Consider the following 23,248-nt stretch of genomic DNA (forward strand, 5'->3'; position numbering starts at 1 on the left):
TTGTCATTGCGGTCGTCACGCGGCGCTCTTGGACTGGCGGTCCAGCAGGTAGTTCATGATGAGCGCCGCGATCAGGATCAGGCCGGTGACCAGCATCTGGAAGAACGAGCTGAGTCCCAGCAGGTTGAACAGGTTGCGCAGCACCGACAGCAACAGTACGGCGATGAAGGTGCCCAGCACGCCACCCTTGCCGCCGAACAGGCTGGTGCCGCCGAGTACGACCGCGGCGATCGCGTCGAGTTCCAGGCCGGCGTTGGCGGTCGGCTGGCCGATGGTGAGCCGCGCGGTGAGCAGCACCCCGGTCAGTGCGGCCAGGCCACCGCTGATCACGTAGGCCATGGTGGTGATCCGTTGCACGGGCAGACCGGACAGCCGGGCGGCCTGGGCGTTGCTACCCACGGCATAGATGTGTTCGCCGAATGTGGTGCGGCGCAGCACGAGTCCCACGATGATCGTGGTCGCCACGAAGATGATGCCGACGACCGGGATGCCGGCGATCGACCCGGCGCCCAGGAAGCGCAGACCCATCGGGATCTCCGCGGTGGTCGGTGTGCCGTTGGTGGTCAGATACGTCAGGCCCCGGATGCTCTGCATACCGGCCAGGGTGACCATGAAGGCCGGCAGCACCAGATAGGCGCTCAGGCTACCCATCACGCCGCCGAGCAACAGCCCGGAGGCGATCGCCAGCGCCATCGCCACCGGCCAGGGCAGTCCCATCCCGATGAAGATGGCGACGAGCATCCCCGACAGCGCGGCGACGCTGCCGACCGACAGGTCGATGCCCGAGGTCAGGATGACCATGGTCATCCCGATCGCGACGATGCCGGTCAGGCTGGACTGCTGCAGCAGGTTCGCCATGTTCTGCGTGGTGAGGAACTGCGGTGCCGACACCGAGGCCACCGCGAACAACGCGATGAAGATGAACAGCAGGTTGAACCGCATGAAGACGGCGCGGCGGCTCGATTTCGTTGTGCCGGCGGCCGAGTCGGCGGGCCGGTCCATCAGGTCAGTCATTGTCAGTCTTCGTTCTTCCGGTGACGATGCAGCGGGCGATGTCCGCTGATGGGGTGGTGGCGGGCTCGAACTGCGCGATGTTGCGGCCCTCGTGCAGGACCCAGATCCGGTGACAGTTCTCGGTGAGCTCGCTCAGTTCGCTGGATGCCATCACGACACCGACGCCGGTCTCGGCCAGCGCTTGGACCTGTTCGAACAGGTCGGCCTTGGCGCCGATGTCCAACCCGCGGGTCGGCTCGTCGAGCAGCAGCAGGTCGATACCGCGGGCGATCCACTTGGCCAGCACCACCTTCTGCTGGTTGCCGCCGGACAGTTGCCCCACGGGCTGCTCGACGCTGGCGAACTTCACCCCGAGACGCTCCAGCGGTGGGCCGCAGACCGCGCGGGCCCGGGCCATCGGGTTGATCCGCCGCGGCTGCAGCGCGGCGATGGCGGCGTTGCGCAGGATGGACTGCTCCAAGAACAGGCCCTGGCGTTTGCGGTCCTCGGGCACCAGCCCGATACCGCGACCGACCGCCGACCGCGGTGTCAGCGCGGTGATGTGGCGATCGTTGAACGTCATGTCCAGCGTGGCCTTGCGGTCGCCGAAGATGGTGGCCAGCAGGGTCGATCGACCGGCCCCGCCCAGACCTGCCAGGCCGACGATCTCGCCGCGGCCGACGGTGATGTCACGGATGTCGATGACGCCGTCGATGGTGGCCCGGCGCACGTGCAGCAGGGGAGCGCCGGACAGCGCGCGCGGTTGCCGCGGCGGACGTGCCTGCACGGCGCGCCCGATCATGGCCTCCACCAACTCCTCTTTGGACACCGATGCGATATCGAAGACGCCGACGGTGGTGCCGTCGCGCATCACGGTGGCGCGGTCGCCGATCGCCTTGATCTCGTCGAGTCGATGGGAGATGTAGATGACCGATTTGCCCTCGGCGGTCAGTTCGCGGATCACCGTGAAGACGGCCGCGAGGTCGTGATCGGTCAGGGTGGCGCTGGGCTCGTCCATGATGACGATGCGGGCCTCGGTGGTGAGCGCCTTGGCGATCGCGGTGAGCTGTTGGTCCGACACCGACAGTTCGCCCACGACGGCCGTCGGTGCGAACGTGCCTCCGACCCGGGCGATCGCCGCGGCCGCCCGGCGGTCCCGCTCCCTGCGGTTGACGAACGGGCCACGGCGCGGCTCGTGTCCGAGAAACAGGTTCTGCGACACCGTCATGTCGGGTACCAGATCGAGCTCCTGGTAGATGGTGTTGATACCGGCGCGCACCCCGTCGATGGGGGAGTTGAACGACACGGTCTGCCCGCCCAGGGTGATGGTCCCCGAATCCGGTGTGTAGGAACCGGACAGGATCTTCATCATCGTGGATTTGCCGGCGCCGTTCTCGCCGAGCAGGCAGTGCACCTCGCCCTCGGCGACCTCCAGGCCGGCGCCGTTGCACGCCCTGGTGCCCGGGAACGACTTGACGATGCCGGCCATGCGCAGCGCGGTGGGGCGGTCCGCCCGGTGCGGTCGGGGACCTGTCGCGGGCGACGATGGGGTGGAATCGAGATAGGTCATGCCATGCCTCCAGCCTTGGCGGCCTGCTCCAGAACTGCCATCGCGGTGGGTTCGTCGGTGATCAGCACCGAACAGAGCCCGCTGCGCAGTGCCGCCCGGACCATCGGCACCTTCGCCGGTCCGGCGGCGACGGCGATCGCACAGTTGGCGTTGCGGACATCGTCGAGTCCCAGCCCGACGGTCCTGCTGTCGATACCGGGATGGGCGATCTGCCCGTCGGTGGTCAGGAAGTGGGCCAGCACGTCACCGCACGCCCCGGCCGCATCGAGTTCTCGAAGTTCGGCCGGGGTGACGGCGCCGGACTCGACCAGCACGGAGGTGGGCCCGGACGCGCCGAGGGAGAACAGAAGCGCGTCGGCCTGCCGGGCACCGTTGAGCACGTCGACGACGAAACCCTCGGCGTACAACGCATCCCGGGTCTCGATGCGCTCGACGATGGCGGGCACCGGTAGCAGGGTGGCCCGGCCGTTGCCGCTGTGCGCGATGCTGGTGGCGATGTTGGCCGCCGTGGTGGGCCGTACCGAACGACTGACCCCGCCGTTGGCCTGGATGACCTCGATATTGCTGGTCCACCCGGCCGGCAGCACCGCCGCCACATGCTGCAGGGTGTTGCCCCAGGAGACCGCCAGCGTGGTGATCCAGCCGGCGTTGGCCTTGAGATAACCCGCTGCCGCGGCGGCGATGTGGTCGTCGGAGCCGGGGTTTTCCGGACCGGGCACCACGATGCACTCACGCAGCCCGAACTCGCTGCGCATGCTCACCTCCAGCGGGGTACGCCGAGCCTGTGGGTGCACGATCTTGATCTGCACGATGCCCACCTCGCGGGCCTCGTCGAGCAGGCGCCCCACCTTCCAGCGGGTCAGGTGCAGTTCCCGGCCGATGTCCTCCTGGGTGCGGCCCTGTTCGTAGTAGCTCTGCGCGACGTGCAGCATCAACTGGGTGTGGCTGGGTTCGGTCGGTCGCGCCATCAGGACGACACCCCGGCCGGTACGACGGTGGTCCGCCCGGTCAGCGCATCGGCGCCCGCGCGCATGAACGGCGCCAGGATCTCGGTCAGCCGCAGGTACTCGGCGAAGGTGTTCTGATACACCGGGATTCGCGCGGGATCCGGTTCGAGCACCCGCACCGTCGGCGCGAACAGGGCCGAGCCCTCGTCCAGCGATCCGGTGACGCCGGCGGCCGTGGCCGCGATCACCGCGCAGGCGCGCAGGGTCAGGTTCTCACCGACCACCAGTTCGGCGGGCCGGCCCAGCACATCGACGGTCACCTGCTGCCACAACGTGTTGCGTTCGATGCCGCCGGAGAACACCAGGCGCTCGCAGGACACCCCGGCCCGCTCGAAGGAGTCGATGACGCTGCGGGTGCCGCAGGCGACGGCCTCCACCATCGCCCGGTAGAGCTCGGCCTTGGTGGTGCCCAGCGACAGGCCGACCACCGTCCCGCGCAACCGGGGCTCGCGGTAGGGCGTGCGGTTGCCCATGAAGTAGTCCAGTGCGTGCAGCCCGTGCGCGGCCGGATCGACCGCGGCGGCCTCATCGATCAACGCCGGAAGGTCTTCGCGGGCAACACCCATGATGGATTCGCCCGCCCATTTGAGCACCGAGCCGCTGGCGACCTGCCCGCCCTCGACGAGCCACCTGTCCTGGTGCAGCGCCCGGGGATAGGGGCCCCAGATCTCGCGGGTGTCGGTCGGATCGCCGACCTCGGCGATGATCGCCGAGGAGGTGCCCGAGACCAGCGAGACCAGTCCGTCCAGTTCGGCGCCGCAGGCCAGCAATGACACGTGGGCGTCGATGCCGCCGACGGCGACCACCGGGCTACCGGTGATCCCGAGGTCGGCGGCAGCGGCCGGATGCAGCGTTCCGGCCGTGCCGCCGACGGCGACGATGCGGTCGGGGAGTTTGGCGGTCAGGTCCGCCACCCCGAGGGCGCGGTACAACTCGTCTGGGAATCGCCCGGCCAGGGTGTCGTAGTTGTACTTGCACACCGCGTTCATCTGCGAGCCCACCCATTGGCCGGTGAGCCGGAAGGTGACATAGTCGACGGCCTCCACGATGCGCGCCGCCGACCGGTAGATGTCCGGTTCGTGGGTGTGCAGCCACATCGCCTTGGGCACCAGCCATTCCGCGGCGTCCGAGCCCCCGGACCATTTCAGGATGGGATGGGCGTGGGCGAGTTCGGCGGTGAACGCGGACTCGGCGCCGCTGCGGCAATCCATCCACAGGATGGCGGGCCGCAACGGCTCGCCGGCCTCGTCGAGCACCGCGACGGTGGAGGCCGTCGTGGACGCGGCGATCGCCACCACCGCACCGGCACCGCGACATGCGTCGCCGCTCAACAACTCTCGGCTCGCAGCGGTCAGCGCCGCCCACCAGTCGCGCGGGTCCTGTTCGGCCCAGCCCGGTCGCGGGAACCGGGTGGCATAGGGCCGGTGCGCGGTGCCCAGCGCCCGGCCGTCCTCGGTGAACGCGCCGACACGGGCGCCCTCGGTGCCCAGGTCGATCGACAACAGAATTCCCATGATCAGTCCTCGTTGGGCAGGAAAAGAACCTTCGAGGAGAAGATCGATCGCTCGCCGAGTTGATGCATCGTCTGCGGGAGTGCCGACAGTGGCAGCTCGTGAGTGATCATGAACTCCCACTCGAGTTGGCCGGTCGACATCATCTTCGCCGATGTGCGCCACTCGTCGCCGGGGAACGGTGCCGAGAACGAGTTCCACGACCCGTGCAGGGTGGCCTCCAGGCGCATGAACTGGTTGAACGTCTCCTTCGCCAGCGGTACCGGCGCGTGCGGGATACCGATGAACACGGCGTGCCCGTGCGGGCCGGTCAGGTTGGCGGCCATATCGGCGGTCGCCGGCACGCCCGCCGATTCCAGCACGATGTCGAACCCGCGCCCACCGATCGCCCTGGCCTCCTCGACACCCTGGACGGCGTGGTCGGCACCGGCCTGGCGGGCCATCGCCGCCTTCTCCTCGCTGAGGTCGACGGCGACCACCTCGGTGGCACCGTGCAGTCGTGCCCACTGGACACCGAACAGGCCGATGGGCCCGGCGCCGATCACCAGCACCCGGTGTCCGGCCCGCAGTCCGGTCTTCCACAGGCCGTGCAGGGCGATGGCGGCCGGGTCGAGCATGGCCGCGGCGCGCGGATCGATACCGGCGGGCAGCTTGAGCAGGTTGCCCACCGGCGACACCGCGTACTGCGCGTACGCGCCGTCGCAGCGACTGCCGAAGTAGTCGTAGTTCTCGCACAGCCCGAATGCGCCCTTGAGGCAGAAATCGCAGGTGCGGCACGGGATCAGCGGCGGCACCGACACCAGTTCGCCCAGTTCGAATCCGGTGACACCCTCGCCGAGTTCGACCACCCAGCCGGAGAACTCGTGGCCACAGATGATCGGCATGATGTAGCCACCGTTGCGTAGCATCCGCGGGATGTCGGACCCGCAGACACCGCACGCCGCGATCTTCAGCAGTACCTGGCCGGGGCCGGGCCGCGGAGTGGCCACCTCCTCGACCCTGATGTCGCCGGGTGCGTGCATGACGGCGGCCGTCATGGTCTGCGGAATGTTCTGCTGCGGCGTCAGGTCGCGCGCCGGTGCTTCGGTCGTCATGATTTCTCTCTCTTGGTCTTTCGCGGTTCGAGGGCGTGCCGGGTTCAGGCCGGCGGCTGCGGGGCCTGCGCGAAGGTGGTGTCGCCGAGCAGCGATGCCGCATTGGTCTTGTCGACCAGACCCGTTCCGGCGTCGATGAACTCCTCGACGGTCTCGCCGCGGGCGACCTTGACGGCGGTCTGCACGGCCAGCGCGCCCTCGGCGTTGGGGTCGTTCAGCGCGGTGGCGACGTACTCGTCCCCGTCGGCGATGGCGCGCACGGCCTCCATCAGACCGTCGACGCCGAACACCTTGACGTCGGCGCGGTTGTTCTCGGCCAGCACCTGCAGGGCGCCGAGGGCCATATCGTCGTTCTGTGCGTACACGGCCTTGAGATCGGGGTGGGCCTGCAGCAGATCCTGCATGGCGGTGACGGCATTGGAGCGGATGTAGTCGCTGTAGGGGCCGGCGATCACGGTGATGTTGGGTTGCGCGGCCACCGCGGCGGCGAACCCGTCGTGCCGGTCGCGGGCGACCGCGCCGCCGGCATCGCCCTGGATCTCGATGATCTTGCCGCCGGCCGGGCCCAGTGCGGCAACGGCCGCCTCGCCCACGATCTCGCCCATGGCCTTGTTGTCCCGGCCGACGAAGGCCGCCGCACCGGACTCCACCGGCCGGTCGACGGTGACGACTTTGATGCCGGCGGCGTCGGCGGCCGCCAGCGACGGGGCGATGCCCTTCGGGTCGACCGGATTGATGACCAGCACATTGATGCCGCGGGTGATGAGGTCCTGCACATCGTTGTTCTGCTTGGTCACATCGCCGTTGGCGTCGGCGAAGTAGAACTCGTTGCCATCGCTCTCCGCGGTCTGGCGGGCGGCGTCGGAGAGCGCCACATAGAAGGGGCTCTGTTGGGTGGCCTGGCTGAAACCGATGACGACGGCGCCGTCGGTGGTGGCGGCGTTGGTGGCGGATCCGTTCTCGCCGGGCATCGAGCACGCGGTGGTGCCGATCGCCAGTGCGGCCGAGATCGCGAATCCGGTGACGACCTTTGCGAACCTCATTGCTACTCCTTACGTGCGCTTCGGCGTCGAAGCGCGTGACGCCCATCACCGTAGGAATGACCGTGAGGTTACGTCAACGTATGCGCATATCTTTGCTCATATGAGCAAAGCGAGGTTCGGGTAGGGCGCTGGACAGCGGTTACACCTGCGAGCGACCCCGCTCGATGACCGAACCGCGGCTGGCGGCGATGTCATCACCGGTCGTCGTGGCCATCCAGGCCCGCGCCGATTCGGCCTCGATCCACAGCCCGGCCTGGGTCTGTTCGGCGTCGATGCGGTGATAGGAATCCAGCAGCGCCCGGACGGCCTTCTGGTTGTTGCCGACGATGGTCGCCGCGATCCGCCGCGCGGTCGGCAGCAGCTCCTCGTGCGCCACCACCTCGGTCACCAGCCCGGCCCGCAGCGCGTCCTGTGCCGACAGGTAGTCCCCGGTCAAACTCATCCGGCGGGCCAGCCCGACGCCGACCTTCTGCGGCAGCCGGACCGACAGGCCCCAGGTCGGCAGCAGCCCGACACGGGCGTGGGTGTCGGCGAATTTCGCCCGCTCCGAGGCGATCAGCACATCGCAGTACAGCGCCATCTCCAGCCCGCCGGTGACGGCCGCACCGTTGATGGCGCCGATGACGGGTTTGCGCATCGGGGGCCACTTCGGGGAGATGTCCGGCAGTTCGGTGGTGTCGCCGAGCTCCTTGAGGTCCAGTCCGGCGCAGAACACCGGGTCGGCACCGGTCAGGATGATGACGTCCACCTCGTCATCGGCCTCGGCGGCGCGCAGTGCGGTGATGAACTCGTCGCGCAGCTGGGCCGAGAGCGCATTGCGTGCCTGCGGGCGGTTGAAGGTCAGGGTGCGGACCCGGTCGGTGGTATCGATCAACAAGACGGGCGTATCGGTCATTTGCACACCGTATCGACAGGTGTCAATGACCCGCGGGCGGGCCTATCGTGGACCCATGTGCCGAAACATCACCGAGTTGCGCGGGCTGGAACCGGCGGCGACACCTGCGGAGATCGAGGCCGCCGCCCGTCAGTACATCCGCAAGATCAGCGGGGTCACCCGCCCGACCGCGGCCAATGTCGACGCGTTCGAGGCGGCCGTCGCCGAGGTCACCGCCACCACCGAGCGACTGTTGGCGCAGTTGCCGCCGCGGCGGCAGCCGCCGAAGACCGTGCCGCCGCTGCGCCGCCCCGAGGTGCGGGCCCGGCTCGGTCTGTGAGCACACCCGCGCTCAAGGAGTGGGGCGCGGCCGTGCACGCGCTGCTCGACGGGCGGCAGACCGTGCTGCTGCGCAAGGGCGGCATCGGTGAGAAACGCTTCGAGGTGAGTGCGGGGGAGTTCCTGCTGTTCCCGACGGTGGCGCACAGCCACGCCGAGCGGGTACGCCCGGAACACCGCGACACCCTCGCCGGCTCGGCCGACAGCACCGAGCACGACGTGGTGGTGCGCGCCGGCGCGAAAGTGGTTGCCGCGGTCCAGGTGCAGCGTCCCGAACGGATCGATCAGATCGCCGATCTGCACATCTGGACCGCGGAGTCGGTGCGTACCGACCGGCTGGACTTCCGGCCTCGGCACCGGCTGACGGTGCTGGTGGTGCAGGCTCGCCCGCTGACCGAGCCGGTGCGGCTGCCGCGCACCCCCGAATATCGCGGCTGCGCCAGCTGGGTGCAGCTACCGGTGCCCGAATTCACCTATGCCGCACCGGTACACAGCCTGGATACCGTGCTGGCGGTGGCGGACCGGGTGCGCGACTCAGTGGGGTGACGGCGGCCGGGTGTCGGCGGGCAGCAGCACGCGGGTCCGCTCGTCCAGGGTGAGCGTGTGGGTGGCCGGGCGCATCGCGGTACCCGACACCGCCGGATCGCCGGTGCCGAGGTTGCGCGCATAGCGCGGGTGCGAGCCGCCGGCCACCAGAACCCGGATCCGGGACCCGGCCGCGAACCGGTGGGCAACCGCGTCGAGGTCGATGCTGATCGCATCCGTGTCGGAAGTCGTCGCATACCTTCGGTATCCGTCGCTGACGTTGTGTGATCGGCCCGCGGGGTCGACCTCACTGATCCGCACGAACACATCGTGGTGCGGGTTGTCGGCGTGATGGGCGAGTTCGATCACCGGGGTGCCGACCAGGTAGAGGTCGGTCGGCAGCGGTTCGCCGGTGAAGGCGAGCACATCGGCGCGCTCCGCGAGTGCCGAATCGTCGCGGTAGCCACCGTCCGGGGACAGCAGCCGGCCGCCGACGGTCGGTGTGGGGTCGGTGGGCCGGTAGGTGAAGACCGATTGCCCGCCGGCCGGGGCGTCGGTCAGCGAGCCGTCGGCATGCGGGAACAGCACCCGGGTCGGCATGGCCGGCGGCCAATCGTCGAGTTCGATCCAGCCGTCGCCGGGTGCGGAGTGGATGTTCACCCGGACCGGGGTGCGCCCGGGCGCGGGTGCGCCACCCAGATGGGTACCCAGCCAGTCCAAGGTCTCCCGGATGACGTTCGCGCCGCCGCGGGTCATCATCTGGGTATGCGTCCACGGCCCGACGGTCAGCGCCGTCTCGACGCCACGGTCACGCAGGTGCCGATACTGGGCCAGCGTCTGTTCCAGGAAGAGGTCCTGCCAGCCGCTGAGCAGCAGCACCGGCACGGTCGTGCGGTCCAGGGCCGCAGTCGCGGCCAGTCGCTGCCAGTGCGCGGGGTTCTCCTGCGGTGGCTGCAACCAGGACTCGTACCACCGGGCGCCCTCGCCGAGCAGGGCGCGACCGCCCGCACCCAGCGGCAGATCCAGCGCCGCGGTGCCGATCCGGCGGCCGGAGGTGGCTTGGCGCACCAGTGCCTTGACCAGGCCGGGCTCCTCCTGGCGGGACACCATATCGGTCCAGCCGAGGAAGTCGTTGAGCGAGAATGCCCCGGTGCCCCAGGAGGATTGGGCGAAATCGTGCGGCCCGACGGTGATCACGGCGGCGGTCAGTTCCGGTGGCGGGTCGGTCAGCAACGCCCACTGGGTGTAGCCCAGATAGGACAGGCCCACGGTGGCGAAGCTGCCGGTGAACCACGGTTGGTCGCGCAGCCACGCCGCGGTGTCCGCACCATCGGCGATCTCGTTGACCATCGGGGTGAACTCGCCGCCGGAGCCGAATGTGCCACGCACACTCTGGAACACGACGTGGTAGCCGCGGGTGGCATAGACGCTGCCGAAGAGCACCGTGAACGGGAACCGACGCCCGTAGGGCGCCCGGACCAGCAGGGTGCCCGCCGGGGTGGCGGTCAGCGGTTCGTAGTGATCGGCCAACAGCTCGACGCCGTCGCGCATCGGCACCGGCACCCGCCGGTGGACGACGAAGTCGTTGGTGGGGGCGGGCAGCTGCAGGGCCCGGCTGATCACCTGCCGGGCGAGGCGGGACGCGCGTGAGCTCACCCAGGCCACCGTACGTGGCCGGTCAGAACGTGTAGTACGGCACCAACTCGTTGGCCCGCTGCAGGTTGACCTGCAGGCAGTCCGGGCGGTCCGGGGAGTAGATCGGCGAGTAGAACACCGACTGTTGCAGCACGCCGTAGCTGGTCTTGAAGGCGATCATGCAGGTGACCCACCAGCGGTCGTTCCAGTCCGTCGGCTTCATGATCCAGAACTGCGCGGCGCGATGCCCGGCGATGTCGAGTTCGACGGCGTCGGCGGGCAGCGTCGCCTCGTAGGTCCGCCACACGAACGCCTCGATGGCCATCTGATAGTTGCCGGCGTCGTACTTGCAGCGCAGCCCGTCCTCGGGCACCGGCGGTGAGACGGCCAGCCCGATGCGCTGCACCACGTCGATCGGGATGTCCGCGCAGGGGTCGAACGGGCGCGGATCGGTCGTCTCGATGACGGGCCATTTGATCGTCGTCGACACATTGGTCATCGGCAGGTCGGTGGCGTTCACCTGGATCGGAGCGCCGGCCGGGGTGGCCTGCCACACCACGATCACCGCCGCGACGAGCGCACTCAACGCCGACAGCAGGCGCAGTTTGGCACCCATCAAACCCCCAATATCGTCATCCGACCCGCGGGTCCGGACCGAACCCTGCCGGGAGTCTAAACGAGAACAGGTTCTAGTTTCCCGGCTTCGGTCATCTCCACGGCGCCGGGGCCGGCAAGTAGGCTGGTCGGTTGTGTCGTCCCCCTACTTGAAGCCGTCACGAGAACAACGACGACCGGTGCTGTGGGCGATCAGCGACCTGCACACCGGGCATACCGGCAACAAGCCGGTCACCGAAGCGCTGTACCCGTCGAGCCCCGACGACTGGCTGATCGTCGCCGGCGATGTCGGCGAACGCACCGACGAGATCCGCTGGGCGCTGGACCTGCTGCGCAAACGGTTCGCCAAGGTGATCTGGGTGCCGGGCAACCACGAACTGTGGACCACCACCCGTGACCCGATGCAGATCTTCGGCCGCGCGCGGTACGACTACCTGGTCGACATGTGCGATCAGATGGGCATCATCACCCCCGAGCACCCGTTCCCGGTGTGGAACGAACAGGGCGGACCGGCGACCATCGTGCCGATGTTCCTGCTCTACGACTACTCGTTCCTGCCCGAGGGCACCGGCACCAAGGCCGAGGGTCTGGCGCTGGCCAAGGAGCGCAATATCGTCGGCACCGACGAGTACCTGCTGTCCTCGGAGCCCTACGCCACGCGTGACGCGTGGTGCCGTGACCGGGTGGCCTACACCCGTAAACGGCTCGAGGATCTGGACTGGATGACGCCCACGGTGCTGGTCAATCACTTCCCGCTGGTGCGCGAACCCTGCGATGCGATGTTCTACCCGGAGTTCGCGCTGTGGTGCGGTACCACCGCCACCCGGGACTGGCACACCCGGTACAACGCGATCTGCTCGGTGTACGGGCATCTGCACATCCCGCGCACCACCTGGTACGACGACGTGCGCTTCGAGGAGGTGTCGGTGGGTTACCCGCGAGAATGGCGGCGGCGCAAGCCTTATCGCTGGTTGCGGCAGATCCTGCCGGACCCGAAGTACGCACCCGGCTACCTCAACGAGTTCGGCGGGCACTTCGAGATCACCGAGGAGATGCGGGAGAACGCGGCGAAGATGTCGGACCGGATCAAATCGCGCCGGGGGGTGTAGATGCTGCTACCCGCCGTCGTCGGTGACCTGGTCTTCACCGCCGAGCTGTACGACGACCCGCCGGACCTGATGCCACTGCCCGAGGAGGCGCCGCTGGTGGCGCGGTCGGTGGCCAAGCGGCGCAACGAGTTCGTCACCGTGCGCCACTGCGCCCGCCTTGCGCTCGGCGAGATCGGGGTGCCCCCGGTCCCGATCCTCAAGGGCGACAAGGGTGAACCGTGCTGGCCCGTCGGGGTGGTCGGCAGCCTGACCCACTGCGAGGGTTTCCGCGGCGCTGTGGTCGGCAGGCAGGCGGAGGTGCGGTCGGTCGGTATCGACGCCGAGCCCCACGATGTGCTGCCCAAGGGCGTGCTGGACGCCATCAGCCTGCCGGTCGAGCGGCATCAGCTGGCCGGGCTGCCCCGGGGCCTGCACTGGGACCGGATCCTGTTCTGCGCCAAGGAGGCGACCTACAAGGCGTGGTATCCGCTGACGCACCGCTGGCTGGGGTTCGAGGACGCGCACATCACCTTCACCGCCGACGCGACCGGCAGCGCGGGCACCTTCCGCTCGGCCATCCTGATCGATCCCGCCGCCGAGCACGGCCCGCCGTTGAGCGCACTGGACGGCCGGTGGTCGGTGGCCGGGGGAATCGTGCTGACGGCGATCACGCTGTGAGCAAGCCTGTGCCCGAACCGGGCCTGGTGATCGTCGACAAACCGGCGGGCATGACCAGTCATGACGTCGTGGGCCGCTGCCGACGGTTGTTCGGGACCCGCAAGGTCGGCCACGCCGGCACGCTGGACCCGATGGCCACCGGGGTGCTGGTCATCGGCATCGAACGCGCCACCAAACTGCTCGGCCTGATCACCGGCACCGACAAGTCCTATGCGGCCACCATCCGGCTCGGACAGACCACATCCACCGACGATGCCGAGGGCGAGGTGCTCGACACGGTGCCCGCCGAGCATGTCACCGACGCCGACATCGAGGATGCCGTGGCGCGGTTGCGCGGTGACATCGAGCAGGTGCCGTCCGCGGTCAGCGCGATCAAGGTCGCCGGCGAGCGGTCCTACAAACTCGCCCGCGAGGGACGCGCCGTGGACCTGCCGGCCCGGCCGGTGCGCATCACCCGCTTCGACGTGCTCGCGGTGCGCAGGGCCGGTGGGTTCACCGATGTCGACGTCGAGGTGGACTGTTCCTCGGGTACCTACATCCGCGCGCTGGCCCGCGACGTCGGTGTCGCGCTCGCGGTGGGTGGGCATCTGACCGCACTGCGCCGCACCGCGGTCGGGCGGTACGGCCTGCAGGAGGCCCGCACGCTCGACGACCTCGCCGCGGCGGCGCGGCTGTCCTACAGCCTGGATCAGGCCTGCCTGCTGGGATTCGCGCGCCGGGACCTCACCGACAAGGAGACGGTCGACACCAGTCATGGCCGTCCGCTGCGGCCGGCCGGGATCGACGGGGTCTATGCGGCGGTCGGACCGGACGGGCGGGTCGTCGCGCTGCTGGAGGACGGCCCGTCGCGCACCACGCCGGTGGTCGTGCTGCGTCCGGCGACGCTGTAGGGGCGCCGACGTGACCGCTCACACGTTTGCTGGAATGAATGGACGCTAACTTCCGGCCACCCTGCAACAGTCGTAACTACCCCTGCGATCGGTGTGTGAAACACCGCAGGCGCTTATCAGGTTTTCCCTAACCAAGCCGGGTTTTTATTAGCCAAATCCCAGGTTTTCGGCGAACTTTCCGGGGTCGGCGGGCGTTGGACATGACATGAGCGAGCACGCACCGGTCTGCGACCATCCGTTGTTCACCTATCAGCCCGCCTGGGCGCACGGTGAGCAGGGAGCGCCCGTCGGCCACGTCACCCACAACGCCGATCTGCCGATCGCGCCGGCGGCCCTGTGGGCGGTGCTGTCGGATCCGCGCACCTGGGCCGACTGGCTGACCGTGCACCATCGCTGGGTCGGCTCACCGCGGACGCGTTTCGTTCCGGGCGCGCGGATGACGGCCGAGACGCTGATGCTCGGCGTCGCGGGCACTGTCGAATGGACCGTGGAATCCGCGATCGCTCCGGGCACCCTGGTGTTGATCGGCACCGGCGAGGCCGGCCTGCGCACCCGGTTCACCTTCCTGATCAACCCGGCCGAGGGCGGTTCGCAGCTGACCGTCACCAGCGAGATCGCCGGTGAGCTGTTGACCGCCGGGCTGATCACTGCGATCGAGCGCGACGGTGCCGAGCAGTTGGAGCGCAGTGTGCAGAACCTGCGGGGGCTGGCCGCCGCGCCGGTGATGCGGGAACGTCCGGCGCTGCGCCTGGTGCACTCGGCCGCCGGCACCGACCCGGAAACGGACACCGAGGCCGCGACCATGCGGCCCGCGCCGCGCCTGCGCGCGGTCCGCTAGACCACCAGGTCCCTCAGACGACCCAGATCGCTTCGGCGGCCGGGCTGCCCAGATCCACCGTGGTGGGTGCACCGTCGCGGTCGGACGGGCTCTGCACGGCCACCGAGATCATGCCCGCGAAATCGCGGCGCGCCACCACCTGCAGGTGCGAATCCAGCGCAATGCCCACACTGTCGAAATAGCGCAGCATCTCCGGGTCGGCGTCGGAGATCCGCGCCACCGTGCCGTCCTCGCCGTCGGCGCAGACCGAGAGCTGCCGGGCCGGCGGAGTGGGAACCCGGCCGTCCGGTGCCGGGATCGGATCACCGTGCGGATCGCGGGTCGGGAATCCGAGCTTGGCGTCGATGCGGTCGAGCATGCGATCGGAGACCGCGTGCTCCAGGATCTCCGCCTCGTCGTGCACCTCGTCCCAGCCGTAACCGAGTTCGCGCACCAGGAACGTCTCCATCAGGCGGTGCCGGCGCACCATGGCCAGGGCGGCCTGGCGGCCCGCCTCGGTGAGCGTCACCGCGCCGTACTTGGCATGGTCGACCAGACCCTGATCGGCGAGCTTGCGAATGGACTCCGAGGCGGTACTCGCCGACACCCCCATACGTTCGGCGAGCAGCTTGGTGCTCACCTTGTCCGGCGACCATTCCTGCGCCGTCCAGATGACCTTGAGGTAGTCCTGGGCAACCGTCGACAGATCCTGCGGGTTGCTGTTGGGGTGCACGAGGACTGAGTTTAGGCAATCTTTGCTTCTTGCGGGGATCCGGAGCAGACGGCGGCGCCCGCGCGCCGTAGGCTTGCGGCTGTGCAGCGGTGGCGGGGCCGGGAAGACATCCCCACAGACTGGGGCCGATGCGTCCTGACGATCGGCGTGTTCGACGGTGTACACCGTGGCCACGCCGAGTTGATCAGCCATGCCGTGAAGTCCGGCCGTTCCCGCGGCGTTCCCACGGTGCTGATGACGTTCGACCCCCATCCCATGGAAGTGGTGTTCCCGGGCAGTCATCCCGCGCAGCTGACGACTCTGACCCGGCGTGCCGAACTCGTCGAGGAAACCGGTATCGACGTCTTCCTGGTGATGCCGTTCACCGCCGATTTCATGAAGCTGACCCCCGAGCGCTACATCCATGAACTGCTCGTGGAGAGCCTGCACGTGGTCGAGGTCGTGGTGGGGGAGAACTTCACCTTCGGCCGCAAGGCGGCGGGCAACGTGAACCTGCTGCGCAAGGCCGGCGAGCGATTCGGTTTCGCTGTGGAAGGAATGACGCTGGTGTCCGAGGAATTCGCCCGCGACGAGTCGGTCACCTTCTCCTCCACCTACATCCGCTCCTGCGTGGACGCCGGCGACGTGGTCGCCGCCGCCGAGGCACTGGGCCGCCCGCACCGGGTGGAAGGCGTCGTGGTGCGCGGTGACGGCCGCGGCCGGGTCCTCGGCTTCCCGACCGCCAACGTCGCACCGCCCATGCATTCGGCCATCCCGGCCGACGGGGTGTACGCGGCCTGGTTCACCGTGCTCGGGCACGGGCCGGTGGTCGGCACCGTCACCCCCGGTGAGCGCTATCAGGCGGCGGTGTCGGTGGGCACCAACCCGACCTTCTCCGGACGCACCCGCACCGTGGAGGCTTTCGTCCTGGACACCGAGGCCGACCTCTACGGCCAGCACGTGGCCGTCGACTTCATCGCCCGCATCCGCGGTCAGGAGAAGTTCGATTCGGTCGATGAGCTGGTGGTCCAGATGGGGGCGGATACCGAGCGGGCCCGCGCGATTCTCGCTGCGGGCTGATGCCCTGTTAGTATTCCTTCCCGACCCAGCGCGTGCTGCAGTTCGCGGCGGCCGCGCCCCAGATGTTCCTCGCGGACCTTTTTGATGGAGTTGTTTCGTGGCGCTCACTGCCGAACAGAAGAAGGAAATCCTCGGCCAGTACGGTCTGCATGACACCGATACCGGCTCGCCGGAGGCGCAGGTCGCACTGCTGACCAAGCGGATCCAGGATCTCACCGAGCACCTCAAGGCTCACAAGCACGATCACCACTCGCGGCGGGGGTTGCTGCTGCTGGTCGGTCGCCGGCGTCGGTTGCTCAAGTACGTCGCCCAGGTCGACGTCGAGCGCTACCGCTCGCTGATCGAGCGCCTCGGTCTGCGCCGCTGACGCTCCGGACCGCGGCTCTGGCCGCGATCTGCACCCTCGGGTGCGTGTCGGGGGGACTCATCACCGGCTGCTCATCGGCGGCCGCGGCGGCTCTACAGGTCGGCGACTGTCTCAAGGTGGTCGGTACCCCCGACCGCCCCGATGCGGTCAAAACGGCCTGTGGCAGTGCCGATTCGACGTTCAAGGTGATCGCCACGGCGACCTCCAGTGACGGCTGCCCGGCCGATGTGGATTCCTACTACTCCACCCACAGCACCTTCAGCGACACCAGCAGCACCATCTGCATGGATGTCGACTGGGTGATCGGCCAGTGCATGAGCGTCGACCCGGACAACGGGCGCGACCCGCTGCGTGTCGATTGCGCCGATGCGGGTCAGCCGCATCGCCAGCGGGCGACCGAGGTGCTGCACGGCGTGGCCAACGTCGACGAGTGTCCCAGCGGGATCGGCTACGCCTACGATCAACGCGAGTTCACGGTGTGTGTCGACGACGTCGGCTGACGGTCCTCGATGTGCGCCGGTGTAGCATGAAGGTGTTTTGGGCCGTATCGGCCCGAGCAAGAAGGTGCGGTTCGCGCAGATCCGCGTGCACCGTTCCTGCGCGTCACAAGCAGTGCCCGACTGATCGGGCGGTCTTCGGTAGTGGCTGCCGGGGTGTAGTGAAACCCCGGCCGCTTCGATCGACGGCCGTAGCCGAGTTCAGGGGACCGCTGGCGCGTGAGCGCGCAAAACAGCTGAATACCCAGAAAGGCTGCAATGTCTGCAGTTGAAACCGACGAGGGTGTGTTCGAGTCCACCGCCGTCATCGACAACGGGAGCTTCGGCACCCGCACCATCCGCTTCGAGACCGGCCGGCTGGCCCGGCAGGCCGCCGGATCCGTCGTGGCCTACCTCGACGAGGAGACGATGCTGCTGAGCGCCACCACCGCCAGCAAGTCGCCCAAGGATCATTTCGACTTCTTCCCGCTGACCATCGATGTCGAGGAGCGGATGTACGCCGCGGGTCGTATCCCCGGTTCGTTCTTCCGTCGTGAGGGCCGGCCCTCCACCGACGCGATCCTGACCTGTCGCCTGATCGACCGGCCGCTGCGCCCGACCTTCGTCTCGGGTCTGCGCAACGAGATCCAGGTCGTGGTGACCGTGCTGAGCCTGGATCCCAAGGACCTGTACGACGTGCTGGCCATCAACGCCGCGTCGGCATCCACCCAGATCTCCGGCCTGCCGTTCTCCGGCCCCGTCGGTGGCGTGCGCGTCGCGCTCATCAACGGCCAGTGGGTTGCGTTCCCGACCGTCGAGCAGCTCGAGGACGCGGTGTTCGACATGGTCGTCGCCGGCCGCAAGGTCGAGGGCGATGTCGCCATCATGATGGTCGAGGCCGAGGCCACCGAGAAGGTCATCGAGCTGGTGGCCGGCGGTGCCGTCGCACCCACCGAAACCGTTGTCGCCGAAGGCCTGGAGGCGGCCAAGCCGTTCATCTCCGCGCTGTGCACCGCGCAGGAGGAGTTGCACGCCGCCGCCGGTAAGGCGACCGTGGAGTACCCGCTCTTCCCCGATTACCAGGCCGATGTGTACGACCAGGTCGCCGCGGTGGCCACCGACGTGCTGTCGCAGGCGCTGACCATCGCCGGCAAGGCCGAGCGCGACGGCCGCACCGACGAGATCAAGGGTGAGGTGCTCGAACGCCTGGCCGGTCAGTTCGAAGGCCGCGAGAAGGAGATCGGCGCCGCCTACCGGTCGCTGACCAAGAAGCTGGTGCGCCAGCGCATCCTGACCGACCACTTCCGTATCGACGGTCGCGGCGTCACCGACATCCGCGCCCTGTCGGCCGAGGTCGCGGTCATCCCGCGCGCGCACGGTAGCGCCCTGTTCGAGCGCGGCGAGACCCAGATCATGGGTGTCACCACCCTCGACATGGTCAAGATGGCCCAGCAGATCGATTCGCTGGGCCCCGAGACCTCCAAGCGCTACATGCACCACTACAACTTCCCGCCGTTCTCCACCGGCGAGACCGGCCGGGTGGGCTCGCCCAAACGCCGCGAGATCGGCCACGGCGCGCTGGCCGAGCGGGCCCTGGTCCCGGTGCTGCCGAGCGTCGAGGAGTTCCCCTACGCCATCCGTCAGGTCTCGGAAGCGTTGGGCTCCAACGGTTCCACCTCGATGGGTTCGGTCTGCGCCTCGACCCTGTCGCTGCTGAACGCCGGTGTGCCGCTCAAGGCGCCGGTCGCCGGTATCGCCATGGGCCTGGTCTCCGATCAGGTCGACGGTGAGACCCGCTTCGTCACGCTGACCGACATCCTGGGCGCCGAGGATGCCTTCGGCGACATGGACTTCAAGTGCGCGGGCACCAAGGAGTTCGTCACCGCCCTGCAGCTGGACACCAAGCTCGACGGCATCCCCTCGCAGGTGCTCGCCGGCGCGCTGGCCCAGGCCAAGGACGCGCGCATCACGATCCTCGAGGTCATGGCCGAGGCCATCGACACCCCGGACGAGATGAGCCCGTACGCCCCGCGCATCACCACCATCAAGGTGCCGGTGGACAAGATCGGTGAGGTCATCGGGCCCAAGGGCAAGATGATCAACTCGATCACCGAGGAGACCGGCGCGTCGATCTCCATCGAGGACGACGGCACCGTGTTCGTCGGCGCCAGCAACGGCGAGGCCGCGCAGGCGGCGATCGACAAGATCAACGCCATCGCCAACCCGCAGCTGCCCAAGGTCGGCGAGCGATTCCTCGGAACCGTGGTGAAGACCACCGATTTCGGCGCCTTCGTCTCCTTGCTGCCGGGTCGCGACGGGCTGGTGCACATCAGCAAGCTGGGCCGGGGCAAGCGCATCGCCAAGGTCGAGGATGTGGCCAAGGTGGGCGACAAGCTGCGCGTCGAGATCGCCGATATCGACAACCGCGGCAAGATCTCGCTGGTGCTCGTCGACGAAGAAGCTGCGGAGGCTCCCGCCGAGGTCACCGCACCGGCCGATGCCGCGACCGCTGACGCCTGATCCTGCCCTGCGCCGCGGATCCCGCGGCGCCGACACCTCCGAGGCAGTGCGGGTGACCGCACTGCCCGGAGGATTGCGGGTGGTCACCGAGTTCATCCCGTCGGTGCATTCGGCTTCGGTGGGTGTCTGGGTGGGCGTCGGTTCCCGGGACGAGGGCGCGTCGGTCGCCGGCGCGGCCCACTTCCTGGAACACCTGCTGTTCAAATCGACCCCGACGCGTTCGGCCGTCCAGATCGCCCAGGCCGTCGATGCGGTCGGCGGGGAGCTCAACGCCTTCACCGCCCGCGAGCACACCTGCTACTACGCGCACGTGCTCGATTCCGATCTGGAGCTGGCCGTCGATCTGGTTGCCGACGTCGTGCTGCGCGGGCGGTGTGCCGCCGAGGACGTCGAGGTCGAACGCGATGTCGTGCTCGAAGAGATCGCGATGCGCGACGACGATCCCGAGGACACCCTGGGGGATGTGTTCCTCTCGGCCATGTTCGGCAATCACCCGGTGGGCCGGCCGGTGATCGGCAGCGTCGAATCGATCGAGGGCATGACGCGCGCGCAGTTGCACTCCTTCCACGTCCGGCGCTACACGCCCGAGCGGATGGTGCTGGCCGTCGCAGGCAACGTCGACCATGACGAGGTCGTTGCTCTGGCCCGGGAGTACTTCGGGCCGCGGCTGGTGCGCGGTCGCACGGCGGCGCCGCACCGCAAAGGGACCGGCCGGGTGCCGGGCAAGCCGGCGCTGGAGCTGGTCAGCCGCGACGCCGAGCAGAGTCATCTGCTGGCCGGTGTGCGAAGCCCGGGCCGGTACTGGGAGCACCGCTGGGCGCTGTCGGTGCTCAACACCGCGCTCGGCGGCGGGCTGAGTTCGCGTCTGTTCCAACAGATCCGGGAAAGCCGCGGGCTGGCGTACTCGGTGTACTCGGGTGTCGACACGTTCTCCGACGCCGGGGCGTTCTCGGTCTACGCGGCGTGCCTGCCGGAACGGTTCGACGAGGTGGTGCGCGTCGCCACCGATGTGCTGGCCGAGGTGGCTCGCGACGGTATCACCGAATCCGAATGCGCCATCGCCAAGGGCTCGCTGCGCGGTGGGCTGGTGCTCGGACTGGAGGACTCCGGGTCGCGGATGCACCGGATCGGACGCAGCGAACTGAATTTCGGCACACACCGCACCATCGCGCAAACTCTGGAACAGATCGACGCCGTCACCCTCGAGGAGGTGAACGCCGTTGCCCGGCGTTTGCTGTCCAAACCACTCGGTGCGGCGGTCCTGGGCCCGTACAAGTCGAAAAGGTCATTGCCGCAGCGCCTTCGGGATATCGCCGGATAGTGGGTTACAGTCGGGTCATGCGCCTGTCCCGACGCGATCTCCTCATCGGAGGTCTGACGCTGGCGGCGGTGGGGGCGGCGGCCGGCTGCGCGGACGAATCCGCCCTGGCTGCTCCCGCGACCTCGCTGCCCGAACAGTTCCGCGAGCTGGAAGCCCGGCACAACGCCTTCATCGGGGTGTACGGGGTCAATCTGGATTCGGGCTCGTCGGTGCGCAACCGGCCCGACGAGCCTTTCGCGATGTGCTCCACGTTCAAGGGCTACGCGGCGGCCGCGGTACTGCGCCGGGTCGCCGAGGGCGAGTTGTCCCTGGACAAGCCGGTGTTCGTCGACCCGGCCGGCATCCTTCCCAACTCGCCGGTGACCGAGGAACGCGCCGGCGGGCAGATGACGCTGGCCGAGCTGTGTCAGGCCGCGCTGCAGCGCAGTGACAACCTCGCCGCCAACCTGCTGCTGGCCACCCTCGGCGGGCCGCGCGCGATCACCGATTTCGCCCGCAGCATCGGTGATGACAAAACCCGGCTGGATCGCTGGGAGGTGGAGCTCAACTCGGCGATCCCGGGCGATCCGCGGGACACCAGCACACCCGAGGCGCTGGGTCATGGGTACCGGAACCTGTTGGCGGGCACGGCATTACCGCCCGCGCAGCGTGATCTGCTGGACGGCTGGATGCGGGCCAACCAGACGTCCAGCATGCGTGCGGGTCTACCGCCGGATTGGACGACGGCGGACAAGACCGGCAGCGGTGACTACGCCACCACCAACGACGTGGGCGTCGCCTACGGTCCCGCCGGCACGCGCGTGCTGCTCTCGATCATGACCCGCACCCAGTCCGCCGATCCCGAGGCCGAGGGGCTGCGCCCGCTGATCGGTGAGGTCGCGGCGCTGGTGCTGCCGCATCTGCTCGAACAGCGATGATGTGGGCCGTCCGCCGGCCGGGATGGAGCACACACCGACCGGCGGAGCGGGAATCAAGCCAGTAGCGCAGCCGGATCGGTGAACGGCAGGCCCAGGTCGGCCGCCACCTGCTCGGACAGCAGGCCACCCTCGTGCGTGGACAACCCCTTGGCCAGCGCCGCATCGGCGCGGCATGCTTCGCGCCAGCCCTTGTCGGCCAGCTTGAGCACGTAGGGCATGGTGGCGTTGGTCAGCGCGTAGGTGGAGGTGCGCGGCACGGCGCCGGGCATGTTGGCCACGCAGTAGAACACGGTGTCGTGTACCGCGAACGTCGGGTCATCGTGGGTGGTGGGCCGCGAGTCCTCGAAGCAGCCGCCCTGGTCGATGGCGATATCCACCAGCACCGCACCGGATTTCATCTGCGCCACGGTCGCGTTGGTGACCAGTTTGGGGGCCTTGGCGCCGGGGACCAGCACCGCGCCGATCACCAGGTCGGCCTGCTTGACGGCATCCTCCAGATCCAGGCTGGACGAGTAGCGGGTTTCGATGGCGCCGCCGTATTCGGCATCGATCTTGCGCAGGGTGTTGATGTTCAGATCGAACACGGTGACGTGTGCACCCATGCCCCAGGCGACGGCGGCGGCGTTGTCGCCGGCCATCCCGCCACCGATGACGACGACCTTGGCGGGGGCGACACCGGGGACGCCGCCCATTAGCACGCCGCGACCCCCCTGCGTGCGCATCAGGTGGTACGCGCCGACCTGCGCGGCCAGGCGTCCGGCGACCTCACTCATCGGGGCCAGCAGCGGCAGCGCATTGTCGGCGGTCTGTACCGTCTCGTAGGCGATCGAGGTGGTGCCGGAGGCCAGCAGCGCATCGGTGCACGGCCTGGACGCGGCCAGGTGCAGATAGGTGAACAGCGTCTGGCCTTTGCGCAGCCGGGCGTACTCGGCCTCGATCGGCTCCTTGACCTTCAGTAGCAGTTCGGCGTCGCCCCAGACCTTTTCGGCGGTCTCGACGATCTCGGCGCCGGCGGCCTTGAAGTCGTTGTCGGTGATGGCCGAACCCTCACCGGCGCCGGCCTGGATGATGACGTCATGACCGCGTTTGGTCAGTTCGGCGACGCCGGCGGGCGTGATGGCGACGCGGTATTCGTTGTTCTTGATCTCGGTCGGGATACCGACGAGCATGATCGCT

Annotated in this window: 23 protein-coding genes; 12 read left to right on the forward strand and 11 right to left on the reverse strand. The window is 68.7% G+C overall.

Translation table 11 applies throughout. From position 1 onward, the window contains the following. Nucleotides 1-15 precede the first annotated feature (15 nt). From BST17_RS15720 to BST17_RS15750, 7 genes are all read right to left on the reverse strand, one after another. A complete protein-coding gene (locus BST17_RS15720) occupies nucleotides 16-1,014 on the reverse strand; it encodes an ABC transporter permease (RefSeq protein ID WP_083059640.1) in 999 nt (332 codons plus the stop codon). Next, nucleotides 1,007-2,563, reverse strand: a complete 1,557-nt coding sequence (locus BST17_RS15725) for a sugar ABC transporter ATP-binding protein (protein ID WP_083059642.1) — start codon at nucleotides 2,561-2,563, stop codon at nucleotides 1,007-1,009. The genes BST17_RS15720 and BST17_RS15725 overlap by 8 nt, the downstream gene beginning before the upstream one ends. Then, nucleotides 2,560-3,531 carry a sugar-binding transcriptional regulator gene (locus BST17_RS15730; RefSeq protein ID WP_083059643.1) on the reverse strand — a complete coding sequence of 324 codons (972 nt, stop codon included), beginning with the start codon at nucleotides 3,529-3,531 and terminating at the stop codon, nucleotides 2,560-2,562. The genes BST17_RS15725 and BST17_RS15730 overlap by 4 nt, the downstream gene beginning before the upstream one ends. Beyond that, entirely contained in the window at nucleotides 3,531-5,084 is a 1,554-nt protein-coding gene (locus BST17_RS15735; protein WP_083059645.1) for an FGGY-family carbohydrate kinase, read from the reverse strand. Before BST17_RS15735 ends, BST17_RS15730 begins: the two co-directional genes overlap by 1 nt. Nucleotides 5,085-5,086: 2 nt before the next feature. Next, on the reverse strand, nucleotides 5,087-6,175 hold the full coding sequence (locus tag BST17_RS15740) for a galactitol-1-phosphate 5-dehydrogenase (protein ID WP_083059646.1): 1,089 nt from the start codon (nucleotides 6,173-6,175) through the stop codon (nucleotides 5,087-5,089). 44 nt (nucleotides 6,176-6,219) lie between these two features. After that, a complete protein-coding gene (locus BST17_RS15745; RefSeq protein ID WP_083059648.1) occupies nucleotides 6,220-7,218 on the reverse strand; it encodes a substrate-binding domain-containing protein in 999 nt (332 codons plus the stop codon). Nucleotides 7,219-7,357: 139 nt separating this feature from the next. Beyond that, nucleotides 7,358-8,113: an enoyl-CoA hydratase gene (locus tag BST17_RS15750; protein ID WP_083059650.1), complete on the reverse strand. Its 756-nt coding sequence runs from the start codon at nucleotides 8,111-8,113 to the stop codon at nucleotides 7,358-7,360. A 55-nt stretch (nucleotides 8,114-8,168) separates the two neighbouring features. Between BST17_RS15750 and BST17_RS15755 the strand changes: the two genes are divergently transcribed. Both BST17_RS15755 and BST17_RS15760 read left to right on the forward strand, forming a co-directional pair. Continuing rightward, on the forward strand, nucleotides 8,169-8,432 hold the full coding sequence (locus tag BST17_RS15755; protein ID WP_083059652.1) for a DUF2277 domain-containing protein: 264 nt from the start codon (nucleotides 8,169-8,171) through the stop codon (nucleotides 8,430-8,432). Beyond that, nucleotides 8,429-8,977: a DUF1802 family protein gene (locus BST17_RS15760; RefSeq protein WP_083059653.1), complete on the forward strand. Its 549-nt coding sequence runs from the start codon at nucleotides 8,429-8,431 to the stop codon at nucleotides 8,975-8,977. The genes BST17_RS15755 and BST17_RS15760 overlap by 4 nt, the downstream gene beginning before the upstream one ends. Here BST17_RS15760 and BST17_RS15765 read toward each other — a convergent pair. Together BST17_RS15765 and BST17_RS15770 are read right to left on the reverse strand one after the other, a co-directional pair. Then, on the reverse strand, nucleotides 8,966-10,612 hold the full coding sequence (locus BST17_RS15765; protein ID WP_083059866.1) for a CocE/NonD family hydrolase: 1,647 nt from the start codon (nucleotides 10,610-10,612) through the stop codon (nucleotides 8,966-8,968). The genes BST17_RS15760 and BST17_RS15765 overlap by 12 nt on opposite strands. A 22-nt stretch (nucleotides 10,613-10,634) precedes the next feature. Next, entirely contained in the window at nucleotides 10,635-11,207 is a 573-nt protein-coding gene (locus BST17_RS15770; RefSeq protein WP_083059655.1) for a DUF3558 domain-containing protein, read from the reverse strand. Between the two features lie 148 nt (nucleotides 11,208-11,355). Here BST17_RS15770 and BST17_RS15775 point away from each other — a divergent pair, with 148 nt between their 5' ends. The 4 genes from BST17_RS15775 to BST17_RS15790 all read left to right on the forward strand — a co-directional run bounded on the left by BST17_RS15775 (nucleotide 11,356) and on the right by BST17_RS15790 (nucleotide 14,700). Next, nucleotides 11,356-12,315, forward strand: a complete 960-nt coding sequence (locus BST17_RS15775; protein WP_083059867.1) for an ACP phosphodiesterase PptH — start codon at nucleotides 11,356-11,358, stop codon at nucleotides 12,313-12,315. Then, nucleotides 12,316-12,972 (forward strand): 4'-phosphopantetheinyl transferase PptT, encoded by a 657-nt coding sequence (pptT, locus tag BST17_RS15780; RefSeq protein WP_083059656.1) that lies wholly within the window; start codon nucleotides 12,316-12,318, stop codon nucleotides 12,970-12,972. Continuing rightward, nucleotides 12,969-13,862: a tRNA pseudouridine(55) synthase TruB gene (truB, locus tag BST17_RS15785; protein WP_083059658.1), complete on the forward strand. Its 894-nt coding sequence runs from the start codon at nucleotides 12,969-12,971 to the stop codon at nucleotides 13,860-13,862. Before pptT ends, truB begins: the two co-directional genes overlap by 4 nt. A 205-nt stretch (nucleotides 13,863-14,067) precedes the next feature. Continuing rightward, the gene (locus BST17_RS15790; protein WP_083059659.1) at nucleotides 14,068-14,700 is read left to right on the forward strand and encodes a type II toxin-antitoxin system Rv0910 family toxin; all 633 of its coding nucleotides are present in this window, start codon (nucleotides 14,068-14,070) and stop codon (nucleotides 14,698-14,700) included. A gap of 13 nt (nucleotides 14,701-14,713) precedes the next feature. Here BST17_RS15790 and mntR read toward each other — a convergent pair whose 3' ends face one another. Then, on the reverse strand, nucleotides 14,714-15,412 hold the full coding sequence (mntR, locus tag BST17_RS15795) for a manganese-binding transcriptional regulator MntR (protein WP_083059661.1): 699 nt from the start codon (nucleotides 15,410-15,412) through the stop codon (nucleotides 14,714-14,716). Between the two features lie 81 nt (nucleotides 15,413-15,493). Between mntR and BST17_RS15800 the strand changes: the two genes are divergently transcribed. From BST17_RS15800 to bla, 6 genes are all read left to right on the forward strand, one after another. Next, nucleotides 15,494-16,471, forward strand: a complete 978-nt coding sequence (locus BST17_RS15800) for a bifunctional riboflavin kinase/FAD synthetase (RefSeq protein WP_083059663.1) — start codon at nucleotides 15,494-15,496, stop codon at nucleotides 16,469-16,471. Nucleotides 16,472-16,568: 97 nt separating this feature from the next. Further along, the gene (rpsO, locus tag BST17_RS15805) at nucleotides 16,569-16,838 is read left to right on the forward strand and encodes a 30S ribosomal protein S15 (RefSeq protein WP_083059664.1); all 270 of its coding nucleotides are present in this window, start codon (nucleotides 16,569-16,571) and stop codon (nucleotides 16,836-16,838) included. Nucleotides 16,839-16,882: 44 nt separating this feature from the next. Further along, the gene (lppU, locus tag BST17_RS15810; protein ID WP_083059666.1) at nucleotides 16,883-17,338 is read left to right on the forward strand and encodes an LppU family putative lipoprotein; all 456 of its coding nucleotides are present in this window, start codon (nucleotides 16,883-16,885) and stop codon (nucleotides 17,336-17,338) included. A gap of 255 nt (nucleotides 17,339-17,593) precedes the next feature. Beyond that, nucleotides 17,594-19,834 (forward strand): polyribonucleotide nucleotidyltransferase, encoded by a 2,241-nt coding sequence (locus tag BST17_RS15815; RefSeq protein ID WP_083059667.1) that lies wholly within the window; start codon nucleotides 17,594-17,596, stop codon nucleotides 19,832-19,834. Further along, nucleotides 19,812-21,155: a M16 family metallopeptidase gene (locus BST17_RS15820; protein WP_083059669.1), complete on the forward strand. Its 1,344-nt coding sequence runs from the start codon at nucleotides 19,812-19,814 to the stop codon at nucleotides 21,153-21,155. The genes BST17_RS15815 and BST17_RS15820 overlap by 23 nt, the downstream gene beginning before the upstream one ends. A 17-nt stretch (nucleotides 21,156-21,172) precedes the next feature. Then, nucleotides 21,173-22,072, forward strand: a complete 900-nt coding sequence (gene bla / locus BST17_RS15825) for a class A beta-lactamase (RefSeq protein WP_083059869.1) — start codon at nucleotides 21,173-21,175, stop codon at nucleotides 22,070-22,072. Between the two features lie 53 nt (nucleotides 22,073-22,125). On the opposite strand, the gene ald is transcribed toward bla, so the two are convergent. Beyond that, the gene (ald, locus tag BST17_RS15830) at nucleotides 22,126-23,241 is read right to left on the reverse strand and encodes an alanine dehydrogenase (RefSeq protein WP_083059670.1); all 1,116 of its coding nucleotides are present in this window, start codon (nucleotides 23,239-23,241) and stop codon (nucleotides 22,126-22,128) included. Nucleotides 23,242-23,248: the final 7 nt, after the last annotated feature.

The sequence above is a fragment of the Mycolicibacterium bacteremicum genome (genome assembly GCF_002086115.1).
Lineage (GTDB): Bacteria > Actinomycetota > Actinomycetes > Mycobacteriales > Mycobacteriaceae > Mycobacterium > Mycobacterium bacteremicum.